The 12302-nt window shown below is 66.8% G+C and carries 13 protein-coding genes; 2 read left to right on the top strand and 11 right to left on the bottom strand.

The features are described 5' to 3' along the window. Window positions 1-258: 258 nt before the first annotated feature. The 8 genes from IP91_RS25095 to IP91_RS25060 all read right to left on the bottom strand — a co-directional run bounded on the left by IP91_RS25095 (window position 259) and on the right by IP91_RS25060 (window position 7066). Window positions 259-1344 (bottom strand): enoyl-CoA hydratase/isomerase family protein, encoded by a 1086-nt coding sequence (locus tag IP91_RS25095; RefSeq protein WP_145653193.1) that lies wholly within the window; start codon window positions 1342-1344, stop codon window positions 259-261. A 268-nt stretch (window positions 1345-1612) separates the two neighbouring features. After that, complete coding sequence (gene hpf, locus IP91_RS25090) at window positions 1613-1969, bottom strand: ribosome hibernation-promoting factor, HPF/YfiA family (protein WP_145653191.1); 357 nt, start codon at window positions 1967-1969, stop codon at window positions 1613-1615. 76 nt (window positions 1970-2045) lie between these two features. Next, window positions 2046-3515 carry an RNA polymerase factor sigma-54 gene (locus tag IP91_RS25085; protein ID WP_145653189.1) on the bottom strand — a complete coding sequence of 490 codons (1470 nt, stop codon included), beginning with the start codon at window positions 3513-3515 and terminating at the stop codon, window positions 2046-2048. A 17-nt stretch (window positions 3516-3532) separates the two neighbouring features. Then, the gene (gene lptB / locus IP91_RS25080; RefSeq protein WP_145653187.1) at window positions 3533-4312 is read right to left on the bottom strand and encodes an LPS export ABC transporter ATP-binding protein; all 780 of its coding nucleotides are present in this window, start codon (window positions 4310-4312) and stop codon (window positions 3533-3535) included. A 13-nt stretch (window positions 4313-4325) separates the two neighbouring features. Next, window positions 4326-4901, bottom strand: coding sequence for a lipopolysaccharide transport periplasmic protein LptA (lptA, locus tag IP91_RS25075; protein ID WP_145653185.1), 576 nt, complete (start codon window positions 4899-4901; stop codon window positions 4326-4328). Between the two features lie 22 nt (window positions 4902-4923). Next, a complete protein-coding gene (gene lptC, locus IP91_RS25070; protein ID WP_145653182.1) occupies window positions 4924-5517 on the bottom strand; it encodes an LPS export ABC transporter periplasmic protein LptC in 594 nt (197 codons plus the stop codon). An 11-nt stretch (window positions 5518-5528) separates the two neighbouring features. Then, complete coding sequence (locus IP91_RS25065; RefSeq protein ID WP_145653180.1) at window positions 5529-6068, bottom strand: KdsC family phosphatase; 540 nt, start codon at window positions 6066-6068, stop codon at window positions 5529-5531. After that, window positions 6068-7066: a KpsF/GutQ family sugar-phosphate isomerase gene (locus IP91_RS25060; protein WP_145653178.1), complete on the bottom strand. Its 999-nt coding sequence runs from the start codon at window positions 7064-7066 to the stop codon at window positions 6068-6070. Before IP91_RS25060 ends, IP91_RS25065 begins: the two co-directional genes overlap by 1 nt. Before the next feature lie 133 nt (window positions 7067-7199). Here IP91_RS25060 and IP91_RS25055 point away from each other — a divergent pair, with 133 nt between their 5' ends. After that, window positions 7200-9173, top strand: coding sequence for a monovalent cation:proton antiporter family protein (locus IP91_RS25055; protein WP_145653176.1), 1974 nt, complete (start codon window positions 7200-7202; stop codon window positions 9171-9173). Window positions 9174-9184: 11 nt separating this feature from the next. Continuing rightward, window positions 9185-9508 carry a YnfA family protein gene (locus IP91_RS25050; RefSeq protein ID WP_145653203.1) on the top strand — a complete coding sequence of 108 codons (324 nt, stop codon included), beginning with the start codon at window positions 9185-9187 and terminating at the stop codon, window positions 9506-9508. On the opposite strand, the gene IP91_RS25045 is transcribed toward IP91_RS25050, so the two are convergent. Genes IP91_RS25045 through IP91_RS25035 form a run of 3 tightly spaced genes read right to left on the bottom strand, consistent with a single transcriptional unit; the run spans window position 9483 to window position 12224 of the window. Continuing rightward, window positions 9483-10181 (bottom strand): energy transducer TonB, encoded by a 699-nt coding sequence (locus IP91_RS25045; RefSeq protein ID WP_145653174.1) that lies wholly within the window; start codon window positions 10179-10181, stop codon window positions 9483-9485. The two genes, IP91_RS25050 and IP91_RS25045, sit on opposite strands and share 26 nt — an antisense overlap. Before the next feature lie 25 nt (window positions 10182-10206). Beyond that, complete coding sequence (locus tag IP91_RS25040; protein WP_145653172.1) at window positions 10207-11361, bottom strand: GGDEF domain-containing protein; 1155 nt, start codon at window positions 11359-11361, stop codon at window positions 10207-10209. A gap of 11 nt (window positions 11362-11372) precedes the next feature. After that, complete coding sequence (locus IP91_RS25035; RefSeq protein ID WP_145653170.1) at window positions 11373-12224, bottom strand: MOSC domain-containing protein; 852 nt, start codon at window positions 12222-12224, stop codon at window positions 11373-11375. Window positions 12225-12302 lie beyond the last annotated feature (78 nt).

The raw sequence follows: 12302 nt of genomic DNA, 5'->3' as shown, positions 1-12302 counted from the left end.
CCTGCGCCACAGAGAACAAGCTTGATGTGCAAGGAGTGCGCGCTGGCAGGCGCGCACTGCTGCGGCGGCAACGAGCTGCGCTCGCCGAAACCCCGTCTGCGCCATCGCGAGCAGGGCTGGGGCAGTCGTCACGCAAGCGAAAGGCTGGGGTCAGTCCCCTGGCCAACGCCAGCGATTGACGCCTGGGCCAGCACTTACCGGGAACAGCCCCCGGTGCGCAAACGTCGGCGGTACTTCATCGACTGTAAATCTGCCGGCTTACTTCAGGTCCCGCAGCGGATGCGCCCACGCGGGCCACACCGGCTCGAAGAACCGCGCCACCATTTCGTCCGTGACCTCTTCGAGCGACGCGGGGTTCCAGCGCGGCGCCTGGTCCTTGTCGATCGCCAGCGCGCGCACGCCCTCGATCACGTCACCGTGCTCGAACGTGCGGCGCACCAGGCCCCGTTCCATGCGCAGGCAGTCTGCGATGCCCAGCGTGGCGCCACGCTGCAGCATCTCGAATGTCACGCGCATCATCATGGGGGAACGCTGCCGCATGGCGGCCAGCGCGCGCTGCGCAAACGGATGATCGTCGCGCCGCAGCGAACGTTCGATCGCGGCCACGGAGTCCTGCCCGAAGTGCAGGTCGATCAGCTCGCGGTGCTGCGCGAGTTCGGAAGGGCCGGCATCCTCGCGGGACGGGCGGGCGAACAGCCCCACCGCCTCCCGCAGGCCGGCGCCGGAGGTGGAGCCGATCAGGTCCGCCAGCAATGGCAGTTCGGCTTCGGGCAGGTAATGGTCGGCGAGCCCGCAATACAGCGCATCCGCGGCGCCGATCGCCGATGCCGTCAGCGCCAGATACATGCCGAGCCGGCCCGGCACGCGCGACAGGAAATAGCTGCCGCCCACGTCCGGAAACATGCCGATGTTCACCTCCGGCATGGCCATGCGCGTGCGGTGCGTGACGATGCGCACGCCGGACTGCGGCCCGCATTGCGAGATGCCCATGCCGCCGCCCATCACCACGCCATCCATCAGCGCCACATAGGGCTTCGGGAAACAGTGGACCAGGTGATTGAGCGCGTATTCCTCGGTGAAGAAATCCTCCAGCAGCGCGCTGCCGCTGCGGGGCGTGGCACTGCCGGCGGCATGCAGGAAGCGGATGTCGCCGCCCGCGCACAGGGCCTTGTCGGTGGCGCTGCGCAGCACGACGGCGGCGATGGCCTCGTCGTCGCGCCAGCGCTGCAGCGTGCCGGCGAGCGCGCGCAGCATCTCCAGCGTGAGCGAGTTGAGCGCCTTCGGACGGTCGAGCGTGATGAAGCCGGTCCCGTTGCGGACCTTCGTGTGCACGTGTTCGCTCATGGTGTCTCCGGATCTTTGTTATGGCCCCATTCTAGGCCATGCACGGCGCGCCGGGTGCCGCGAACAGGCAGGGACAGTGCGGCGTAGGATCGCGCCTTTGCACGCGAGGTGCCATTCCGCATGGAACGGAGAGCGGGCGCAGCGGCCGAACGATCGTGCTGACGGGTGCGGAAAACGTCCAACGGCCGCGGAACAGCGCCAATAATAAAGGGCGCCTTGCGCGCCCTTGTATTCTTGCAGCCTGCCTCATGTGCCCATCAGGCGGCCATCATGCGGCCGGTGCCGGTGTCTCGATCTCGGCGAGGTGCTTGAGGCACTCATGGTTGTGGTTCTGCACTTTGTCCTTGTGCTTCATGACCTGGCGGTCCAGCTTGTCGATCAGCGTGTCGATGGCTGCATACAGATCCTGTGCGGCGCTTTCGACGAACACCGTTTTCCCCGACATGCGCAGGTTGATTTCGGCTTTCTGCCTTTTCTCTTTCTCGGTGAGGTTATCTACACTCAGGATCACACTTACGTCGATCAGCTGATCGAAGTGGCGCCTCACGCGTTCCAGCTTGTTCTGCACGTATTCGCGAATGGCTGGGGTGACGTCGATGTGGTGTCCGCTGATGGTCAGATTCATACACACTCCTAAAGAAGATATTGCAGGTTCATGCGGAGTCCGCCCGTGGAGGGGCGGCGCAGAGGAACCCAGGTCTTTACAGAGACTTGCGGAGGCTGACAGGGGGAATTTTCAATGCTTCGCGATATTTGGCAACTGTGCGCCGCGCAATCACCATGCCTTGTTCACCCAGCATGTCCGCAATCTTGCTGTCGGATAAAGGGTTCTTCGGGTCTTCGGCTCCTGTGAATTGCACGATCAGCGCACGGATCGCTGTGGAAGAGGCTTCACCGCCCGCTTCGGTGGCGACGTGGCTGCCAAAAAAATACTTCAACTCGAACATGCCATGCGGGGTCAGCATGTATTTCTGAGTGGTTACCCGAGAGATCGTGCTCTCGTGCAGGCCCAGTGTATCAGCTATCTCACGCAGTACAAGGGGTCTCATGGCCACCGCCCCGTGCGAGAAAAAGTTCTTCTGCCGCTCGACGATGGCCTGCGCTACCCGGAGGATCGTGTCGAAACGCTGGCGCATATTCTTGATCAGCCACTTTGCTTCTTGCAGCTGGGCATTCATCTGCGTTTCGCCCTTGCCCTGCTTCAGCAGGCTGGCATACAGCGCGTTGACGCGCAGGCGGGGCATCACGTCATTGTTCAGCGTGACGATCCAGCCGTTGCGCCCTTTCTTCACCACCACATCGGGTACGACATAGTCTGACACGTCCGCCGCGTAGGCGGCGCCCGGATGCGGATTGCACTGGCGGATCACGGCCTGGGCCTCGCGCAGGTCTTCGTCGTCGCAGTCGAGCGCCTTTTTCAGCTTATTGAAGTCGCGCTGCGCGAACCATTGCAGGTGTTTTTCGACGATGCACAGCGCCATGCGCCGCGTGACCAGCGGCACGCCGGGCATGCGCCGGATCTGCAGCGCCAGGCATTCGGAGGCGTCGCGCGCGCCGATGCCCACCGGGTCGAAGCTCTGCAGCAGCTTGAGGGCCGTGCGCAGCTCGTCCGCATCGATCTCCAGCTCTTCCGGCAGGCGCGCGTGGATCTCCTCCAGGCTCTCTTCCAGGTAGCCGTTGTCGTCCAGCGCATCGATGATGAGTTCCACCAGCGCGCGGTCGCGCGGCGGCTGCACGGTGACGCGCATCTGCTCCATCAGGTGTTCGCGCAGGCTGCGCCCGCCCGCTTCGAGCTGGGGACGGGAATCATCATCGTCCGGGCCCTTGCCGCTGCCGGCGCTGCTCCAGTCGCTGTCGGCGCCACCTTCGTTGCTGTCGCCGGCACCATCATAGGCTTCCGGTTCGGCCGGCGTGGCCCCTTCCTGCGGCGGCGCATTCTCTGCCGGTGCGTCCGGCGTGGCCGGCGCCTGGTTGATGGCGCCATCGCCCAGCAGCCGCACGGAACGGTCGAGCGGATCGTCGAGCCGCTCCAGCAGCGGGTTATCGGTCAGCAGCTGTTCGAGTTCCTGGTGCAGCTCCAGCGTGGAGAGCTGCAGCAGCCGGATCGACTGCTGCAGCTGGGGAGTCAGCGCCAGGTGCTGCGAGGTGCGTAGCTGCAAAGACTGTTTCATGGGCGCCTGGTTGCAAGTTACATGCGGAAGTGTTCACCGAGATAGACGCGGCGTACCGATTCGTCGGCGATGATGTCGTCGGGCCGGCCGGAAGCCAGTACGCTGCCCTGGTTGATGATATACGCGCGATCGCAGATGCCGAGCGTTTCCCGCACATTATGATCCGTGATCAACACACCGATGCCGCGCTCCTTGAGGAAACGCACGATCCGCTGGATCTCGATGACGGCGATGGGATCGACGCCGGCGAACGGTTCGTCGAGCAGCACGAAGCGGGGATTGGTGGCCAGCGCGCGCGCGATCTCCACGCGCCGCCGTTCACCGCCGGACAGCGACAGCGCCGTGTTCTCGCGCAGCTTCTCGATCTGCAGGTCGGCCAGCAGGCCATTCAGCCGCTCGTCGATCTGCGCCTTCGACAGCCGCTTGCCGTTCTCGTCGCGCTGGATTTCCAGCACGGCGCGGATATTGTCCTGCACCGTCAACTTGCGGAACACGGAGGCTTCCTGCGGCAGGTAGGACAGGCCGAGCGTGGCGCGCTGGTGGATCGGCAGGCTGGAGATGTCCGTGCCGCTGATGTCGATGGTGCCCGCGTCGGAGGCGACCAGCCCCACGATCATGTAGAACGACGTGGTCTTGCCCGCGCCGTTCGGCCCGAGCAGGCCCACCACCTCGCCGCACGCCACCTGCAGCGACACGTCGTGCACCACCTGGCGCTTGCCGTAGCTCTTCTGCAGGCCGCGCACGATCAGCGTGCTGCCTTCCGCCACCTGGGCGGCCCCTTGCCTGGTCTCTGCCATCGTGGCCGCCATCCTATTGCCCGCCCGTCGGTGCCGGAGCCGGTGCGGCGCCGGCAGGTTCCACGCGCTTCGGCTGGATGATCATCGTGCCGCGACCCGCGCCCGGCTTGTCGACGCCCGTATTCGTGTTGCGCACGCTGAAGAACTCCTTGCGGCTGTCGTAGGAAATGAATTCGCCTTCCACCTCGTCGCTCGGCTTCTTGCCTTCCAGGCGGCGGATCTTGGCGCGCGAGTACAGCTTCACGAGTTCGGCCCGCTCGTCGTATTCGATGCGGTCGGCCTCGCCTTCCATCCACTGGTCGCCTTCGCCGTCGCGCTTCTGGCGGAACGTGACCTTCTTGCCGGTGCCCGTCAGCGTCACGATCTGGTAGCCCTCCGGCGTGTAGTTGACGACGGCCTTGTCGGCCTTCATGAGCAGCGTGCCGCGCGTGACCTGCACGTCGTCCGTCGCCGTGTAGATCTGGCGTACGTCGTCGATATCGAGCTTGCCGTATTTCAGTTCGGTCTTCTGGTACGAGTCGGCCTTCTCGGCGGCGGCGAAGCCCGCCACGCCCAGCAGAAGCGCTGCCGACAATATGATCTTCTTCATCTCGATTCCTATATGGATGCTGTTATCTTGCACGCGGCGGCACCACCAGGGTACCGCGCCCCGCCAGGTTGATCTGTCCGGTGGCGTTGTTGGCCCGCAGGCCGGTGCCGGTGGCCGTCGCATCGCCCACCTGCACCTGCACGGGCTGGTCGGTCTCGATGCGGTCCTCGTCCGGGAACACGGTGAGCGCCTCGCTGTTCAGGCGCATCTCCTGCGACCCGGCCTGCGCGGCGCGGTGGATGCGCACCTTTTCCGTCAGCGTCACGCGCGTGTTGTCCTGGTCCACCCGCGCCTTCTCGGCATGGATGTCCATCGGCGCGCGCTCGGCGCCCAGGCTGCGCACCACCGGCTTGTCGATGTCCGACGAGTCGTCCGCCGGATGGTGCGTCAGCCGGTCGCCGGAAATGATGTAGCTGGGCTGGCCCGTCTTCGTCATGCGCACGAACGAGAAGCCCTCGACGATGTAGTCGGGCTCGTCGATCTTGATCCCGGCCTGCATCTCGTCGCCGGAGCGGTTCAAGAGTTCCACCAGCCAGAAGCTGCCCAGCGCCGCGAACAGCGCGAGGACCATGCCGATGGACAGGCGGTAGCGGTGGGCGACACGTTGGTTGCGCATGATGTCTCCTTTCAGCCCAGGAACTGCGTCAGCACGCGGTCGTAGGTGCCCTGGGCGCGCATGACGAATTCGCAGGCCTCGCGCACGGCGCCACGCCCACCCGCATGTGCCGTCACATGGTGCACGCGCGACAGCACTTCCGGCCGGCCGTTCGGCACGCCGATGGCGAAGCCCACGCGCGACAGGATCGGGATGTCGACGACATCGTCGCCGATGAACGCCACCTGCTCTTCGCTGAGGTTCAACTGCGCCAGCAGCGCCTTGAACGGCGTGAGCTTGTCGTGGCCGCCCTGGTGCACGAACTCGATCGCCAGGTCCTTCGCGCGCGCCGTCACCTGCGGCGAGCGGCGCGCGCTGATGATGGACGTGAGCACGCCGGATTCCTGCAGCAGCTTGATGCCCAGGCCGTCGTGAACGTTGAAGGTCTTGAACGCTTCGCCTTCGGCGCCGTAGTGCAGGCTGCCGTCCGTCAGCACGCCGTCCACGTCGAAGATGAACAGCTTCACTTTCGCGGCCCGTTCCAAGTTCTGCACGTCAAATTGCGCGGCCATCAGATCACCTTCGCGCGGGTGAGGTCGTGGATGTGCAGCGCGCCCACCAGTTTGCCGCCGTCGTCGACGACCAGCATCTGGTTGATGCGGTGCTCTTCCATCACGGCCACCGCATCGACGGCCAGCTGGTCCGGCCCGATCGTGCGCGGGTTCGCATGCATCACGTCGCCGATGACGACCTGGCTGAAATCCTGCACCTTGTCGATCATGCGGCGCAGGTCGCCGTCCGTGAACACGCCGGCCACGTGGTAATCGTCATCGACGACCGCCGTCATGCCCATGCCCTTCTGCGTGATCTGCAGCAGCGCGTCCGGCAGGCGCGTGGCCGTGGTGACGGCGGGGATGGCGTCGCCGGTGCGCATGATGTCGCGCACGTGCGTGAGCAGGCGGCGGCCCAGCGCGCCGCCCGGGTGCGAGCGGGCGAAGTCTTCTTCCTTGAAGCCGCGCAGGTCCAGCAGCGCCACGGCGATCGCGTCGCCCAGCGCCAGCGTGACGGTGGTCGATGCCGTGGGCGCCAGGTTCATCGGGCAGGCTTCCTTCGCCACCGACACGTCCAGGTGCACATCGGCCAGGCGCGCCAAGCTCGAGTCCGGCTTGCCCGTCATCGAGATCACCAGGCCGCCCATGCGTTTCACCACCGGCAGGATCGCCATCAGTTCGGTGCTTTCGCCGGAATAGGAGATCGCGATGAACGCATCATCCGGCGTGACCATGCCCAGGTCCCCGTGCGCCGCTTCGGCCGGGTGCACGAACAGGGCCGGCGTGCCCGTGGAGGCCAGCGTGGCGGCGATCTTGCGGCCGATGTGGCCGGACTTGCCGATGCCGGAGACCACCACCCTGCCCTTGCAGTTCAGCAGCAGGGACACGGCCTTGCCCACGCTTTCGTCGGTTGCCAGGCGCGCATGCAGCGCCACCAGCGCATCGGCCTCGATCTGCAGCGCCTCGCGCGCCAGTTGCAGGGCGCGGCCGGCAGTTGTTGTATCAAAGGCTTTCAGCATTGTTTTTCCGAATGTTACACTCATGCCGAAAGTATAGCCGAATTGGGAAAGCAAAAAACTTGCCAGATGTTACGAACCGTCTCCCGCCAGCGCTTGCCGTCTTCCCCACTGCCGTACCCACCGGCGGAGCCCCGTGTTTTCCCCGCTTGAACTGACCCTGCTGCTGCTTGGCAGTGCCGTCCTGGGCGTGGTGGCCTTCCGCATGCTGCACCTGCCGCCGATGCTCGGCTACCTGGCCGTCGGCATCCTGATCGGCCCTCATGCGCTGGGCCTGGCCAGCGACAACCACTCGACCCACGCGCTGGCCGAATTCGGCGTGGTGTTCCTGATGTTCTCCATCGGCCTGGAATTCTCGCTGCCCAAGCTCAAGGCGATGCGGGGCGACGTGTTCGGCCTCGGGCTCGCGCAGGTGGTGCTGACGATCGTCGCCACCATCGTGTTCGGCTGGCTGATCGCCTACCTGCTGCCGTCCTACATCCACATCACCTGGCAGGCTTCGCTGGCGCTGGGCGGCGCGCTGGCCATGTCGTCCACCGCGATCGTCGTCAAGATGCTCACCGAGCGTCTCGAGCTCGAAGCGGAACACGGCCGCAAGATCATCGGCATCCTGCTGTTCCAGGACCTGGCCGTGGTGCCGCTGCTGATCATGATTCCCGCGCTGGCGAAAAGTCCGGACAACCTGCTCGTCACGCTCGGCTGGGCCGCCGTGAAGGCGATCCTGGTGCTCGTGCTGCTGCTGTTCCTGGGACAGAAGCTGATGCGCGGCTGGTTCACCATCGTCGTCAAGCGCCAGTCGCAGGAGCTGTTCATGCTGAACCTGCTGCTGATCACGCTGGGCGCCGCGTGGATCACCGAACGCGCCGGCCTGTCGCTGGCGCTGGGCGCCTTCGTGGCCGGCATGCTGATCTCGGAGACGGAATACCGCCACCAGGTGGAAGAAGACATCAAGCCGTTCCGCGACGTGCTCCTCGGGCTGTTCTTCATCACCATCGGCATGCTGCTCAACGTGCGCGTGGTACTGGACAACTGGTGGCTCGTGCTGGTGCTGCTGGTGCTGCCCGTGCTGCTCAAGTTCGCGCTGATCGCCGGCCTGGCCAAGCTGTTCGGCGCCTCGGACGGCGTGGCCATGCGCACCGGCCTGGGGCTGGCGCAGGCCGGCGAATTCGGCTTCGTGCTGCTCAACGTGGCCGGCGGCGTGCAGCTGGTCGACCCGTTCGTCACGCAGGTGGTGCTGGCGGCGATGGTGCTGTCGATGCTGGCCGCGCCCTTCCTGATCGAGCATGCCGACCGGCTGGTGCTGAAGTTCTCCAGCAACGAATGGATGATGCAGTCGCTGAACCTGACCAAGATCGCGGCGCGCACCATGTCCACGCAGAAGCACGTGATCGTGGCCGGCTTCGGCCGCAGCGGCCAGGGCCTGGCCACGCTGCTGCGCGAGGAAGGCATCGACTACCACGCGCTGGACATGGATCCCACGCGCGTGCAGGAAGCACAATCGGGCGGCGCGCATGTCTCCTACGGCGATGCGGGCCGGCGCGAAAGCCTGGTGGCGGCGGGCATCTACCGCGCCAGCGCCATCGTGATCACGTTCGCCAGCACGCCTTCCGCGCTGAAGGTGCTGCACCTGGTACATGAACTGGCGCCCACGCTGCCCGTGATCGTGCGCAGCCACGACGATTCGGACCTGGACCGCCTGCGCGCCGCCGGTGCCGCCGAGGTGGTGCCGGAATCGATGGAGGGCAGCCTGATGCTGGCCTCGCACGCGCTGGTGATGCTGGGCGTGCCGCTGCGCCGCGTGGTACACCGCGTACAGGCCGCGCGCGAGGAGCGCTATGCCTCGCTGCGCGGCTACTTCCACGGCATCAGCGACGTGGGCGACGATGCGGAGATGGCGCGCCTGCACACGGTCACGCTGCCGGAAGGCGCCGGCGCCGTCGGCAAGCCGCTGGCCGAGGTGGACACGGACGAAGCGGAAGTCACGGCCATCCGCCGCGGCAGGAACCGGCTCGAGATCACGCCGGACACCCTGCTGGCGGCCGGCGACGTGATCGTGCTGCGCGGCAGCGCGCAGGTGGTGGCCAGGGCCGAAGCCCTGCTGCTCGATTGAACGGGGTGGAAATGCTGCGGGTGGCGGGCCTGTTCGCGCTGACGGCGCTGGCCGAGATCGTGGGCTGCTACCTGCCCTGGCTGGTGCTGAAGGGCGGCCGCAGCGCCTGGCTGCTGGCGCCGGCGGCGCTGTCGCTGATCCTGTTTGCCTGGCTGCTCACGCTGCATCCCACCGCAGCGGGCCGCACCTACGCCGCGTATGGCGGCATGTACATCGCCGTGGCGCTGCTGTGGCTGCGCTACGTGGATGGCATCGCGCTGACGCGCTGGGATGCGGCCGGCGCCGTGCTGGCGCTGGCCGGCATGGCCGTCATTGCGCTGCAGCCGCGGGGGTAGCGGGAACCAGCGACGGCTCGGCCTCCTGCAGGCGCGCCAGGCTGGCCGCGGCGCGCCTGTCGCCGCCGGCCGCCGCCCTACCGTACCAGGTGGCGGCTGCCAGCGCATCGCGCGGCACGTCCTTGCCCGCCGCGTAGCGCGCGCCCATCCATGACTGCGCCGCCGCGTCGCCACGCACCGCTGCCTTCGTCAGTTCCACGATCGCCGGCGCCTCGCCCCGGTCGGCCATGCCGGCCACCATTTCCTTGATGTCCGTGCCGCCCGTGGCATAGGTCCGCTCCAGCGCGGTGGGTGCGGCCTTGGTCAGCGTCCAGGCGAACTTCATCTGCGTCCATGCCGCCACGGCCTTGCCGCCTTCGGTGGCCGGCGTGAAGCGGCAGTTGCCCAAAGCGGTGCGCGCGGAGCTGTCCAGCAGCGGGAAGCCGCTGGAGGTGACGACCTTCGACTCCCGCACCGTCCCCTGTTCGCCGACCAGGAAGCCCAGCGTCACTTCGCCTTCCTGCTCGAAGCGCAGCGCCTCCTTCGGCCACTCCGGCTTGCCGCAGCTGCCCGGCACCGGTTTCGCCTGCCCCTGCTTTTCCTGCACCTGCGCCCCGTCCTGCGCGGCGCAATGGGCGGTGGCGGCAAGCAGTGCCGAGGCGGCGGCAAGCCGCAGGGTTGTGGGTGATGCCATGGCGCGCAGCCTCCTTGGATACGGTTCAGTGGGCGCTGTAGCGCACCACCCGGTCACGCCCGCCGGCCTTGGCCTGGTACAGCGCCTCGTCCGCATGGGCGATCAGTTCCTGGGCCGCCGCTTCGGGCGCGCCGTCGCTGGCGCCGGCCAGGCTGGCCACGCCCACCGAGGCCGTGATCGACACCTGCAGCCCGCGTGCCAGCGCGATCATCGAGGCCGAGATGGCGATGCGGATGCGCTCGGCCACGAAGGCGGCGCTGTCCAGGTCCGCATCGATCAGCAGCACCACGAATTCCTCGCCGCCGAAGCGGGCCAGCGCATCGGACAGGCGCAGCTCGCCCTTGATGCGGTGGGCCACCTCGCGCAGCACCTCGTCGCCGCCCTGGTGGCCCAGCGTGTCGTTGACGCGCTTGAAGTGGTCGATGTCGATGTACATGAACGAGATGTCGTAGTCCTGGCGCCGCGCCCGCCCGATCTCTTCCAGCAGGCGCCGGTCGATGTAGCGGCGGTTGTACACGCCGGTGAGCGAATCGGTCAGCCCGATGTACTTGAGCATCTCGTTGCTGATCACGTTCTCGAGGCAGATCGCGATGATCGACGCCATGTGCTCGACGAAATCGGTGCCCAGGCTGGGCGTGAAGCGGGTGGGATCGGCGCTGCCCAGGTTCAGGCTGCCGATGATGCGGCGATTGCGCAGCAGCGGCACGATCGCCACGCTCTGCAGGCGCGCCACGGGTGTCGCCGGCCCCTGCGGGAACTGCCGCGTGTGGCCCGCCGGGTCGAACATGCCGAGCAGCGGCTTCGGCGCCGCCGACTGCGCGGTGCGCGTGCCCAGGTCGAAACCCAGCTCGCCGATGCCGCGCACGAACAGCAGGTCCGGGAACGCGGCAAAATCGACACCCAGGCGCTCCATCACCGTGCGGATATCGGCATCCTCGTCCACCAGCGACAGCGTGACGCTCTGCAGCTCCGAGATCACGGGCAGCGCGCGGAAGATGGTGCCCACCAGGTCGGGGAAGCTGGCCGCGCCCACGATCTCCAGGTCGAACGCCTGGTGCCGCATCATGATCGCGTGGTTGCATTCGGCCTGTTCGAGCATGTAGGCCATGCGCGCGCGCAGCGCCGCGTTGTCCGCGGCGAGTTCTTCCACGGTGGGAGCCTTGTACAGGGTGTGCGCCATCGGCCGCCCGTTCAGAAAGCCAGCTCGGCGCCGACCTGCTGGCCCACGTGGACGCGCTGCCCTTCGCCTTCGAGCAGGATATTGTTCATGCCGAAGCAGATGCCGCCATCGACTTCCGGCTTGGCGCGGTAGGACTGCAGGATCTCCAGCGGGTCCGGGCCGAACGTGCCGGTGGCCTGGTCGACCGAGGGCATCGGGCAGCGCGGACAGGGCTTGACGGGCTTGAGCACGGCGCCATCGAAGTCGAAGGTATCGATGTAGTCTTCCTCGTAGGCGCCCAGGCCGTCGACCACGAGATTGGGCCGGAACCGGTTCATCGGCAGCGGCGCGCGGCCGGCCTTGTGCAGCCGCTCGTTCAGGTCGCGCAGCGATTCGGCGCCGATCACGAGTACCGGATAGCCGTCCGAGAACAGCGTGGGCGCTTCCACGCCGCCCGTCCACTTCATGTTCGCCAGGTTCTGGGCTTCCGGATGGAAGCGCACCAGCCGGCATGGCAGGCCCAGGAAGCTGGTGAACCACGCCGCCGTCAGGTCGTCGCAGTCATAGGCTTTCAAGGACAGGTCCCACAGCAGCACGGTGCGTGCGGGCGCGGATTCCGGATCGGGCAGGCCGAGGGGAATTTCCAGGCGCAGCATGCCGGGCGCGCGCAGCTCCAGCGTGTTCGCCTTGATGCGCGGCGTGACCAGCGCCAGCTTCGGGTGCTCGCGCTGCGTGAGGTAATTGCCATCGGCATCGACCACCATCCATTCGCGGTCGTAGATCCCCTCCGTCATCAGGCCCGCCCGCGTGAGCGTGGCTTCGCGCAGCGCGATGCCGGCGCAGGACTTGATCGGGTACAGGGTGATGTCGGACAGGATAGCCATGGACGTGCCGCCAAATGTTCTTGTGACGTGCAGTATGGCAGCAAAGGGACCGGCAGTAAATTGCCGGCGACGGGGCCG

The organism is Pseudoduganella lurida, assembly GCF_007830455.1.
GTDB lineage: Bacteria > Pseudomonadota > Gammaproteobacteria > Burkholderiales > Burkholderiaceae_D > Rugamonas > Rugamonas lurida.
Note: the sequence above shows the minus strand (reverse complement) of the source record. Positions and strands in the feature narration are given on the sequence as shown.

What these genes read in the sequence shown, in the direction of transcription:
- lptA (WP_145653185.1), bottom strand. Translation starts at nt 4,901, where the DNA reads ATGAAGAAGATCATATTGTCGGCAGCGCTTCTGCTGGGCGTGGCGGGC.
- IP91_RS25060 (WP_145653178.1), bottom strand. Translation starts at nt 7,066, where the DNA reads ATGCTGAAAGCCTTTGATACAACAACTGCCGGCCGCGCCCTGCAACTG.
- IP91_RS25045 (WP_145653174.1), bottom strand. Translation starts at nt 10,181, where the DNA reads ATGGCATCACCCACAACCCTGCGGCTTGCCGCCGCCTCGGCACTGCTT.
- IP91_RS25085 (WP_145653189.1), bottom strand. Translation starts at nt 3,515, where the DNA reads ATGAAACAGTCTTTGCAGCTACGCACCTCGCAGCACCTGGCGCTGACT.
- hpf (WP_145653191.1), bottom strand. Translation starts at nt 1,969, where the DNA reads ATGAATCTGACCATCAGCGGACACCACATCGACGTCACCCCAGCCATT.
- IP91_RS25095 (WP_145653193.1), bottom strand. Translation starts at nt 1,344, where the DNA reads ATGAGCGAACACGTGCACACGAAGGTCCGCAACGGGACCGGCTTCATC.
- IP91_RS25035 (WP_145653170.1), bottom strand. Translation starts at nt 12,224, where the DNA reads ATGGCTATCCTGTCCGACATCACCCTGTACCCGATCAAGTCCTGCGCC.
- lptB (WP_145653187.1), bottom strand. Translation starts at nt 4,312, where the DNA reads ATGGCAGAGACCAGGCAAGGGGCCGCCCAGGTGGCGGAAGGCAGCACG.
- IP91_RS25065 (WP_145653180.1), bottom strand. Translation starts at nt 6,068, where the DNA reads ATGGCCGCGCAATTTGACGTGCAGAACTTGGAACGGGCCGCGAAAGTG.
- IP91_RS25050 (WP_145653203.1), top strand. Translation starts at nt 9,185, where the DNA reads ATGCTGCGGGTGGCGGGCCTGTTCGCGCTGACGGCGCTGGCCGAGATC.
- lptC (WP_145653182.1), bottom strand. Translation starts at nt 5,517, where the DNA reads ATGCGCAACCAACGTGTCGCCCACCGCTACCGCCTGTCCATCGGCATG.
- IP91_RS25040 (WP_145653172.1), bottom strand. Translation starts at nt 11,361, where the DNA reads ATGGCGCACACCCTGTACAAGGCTCCCACCGTGGAAGAACTCGCCGCG.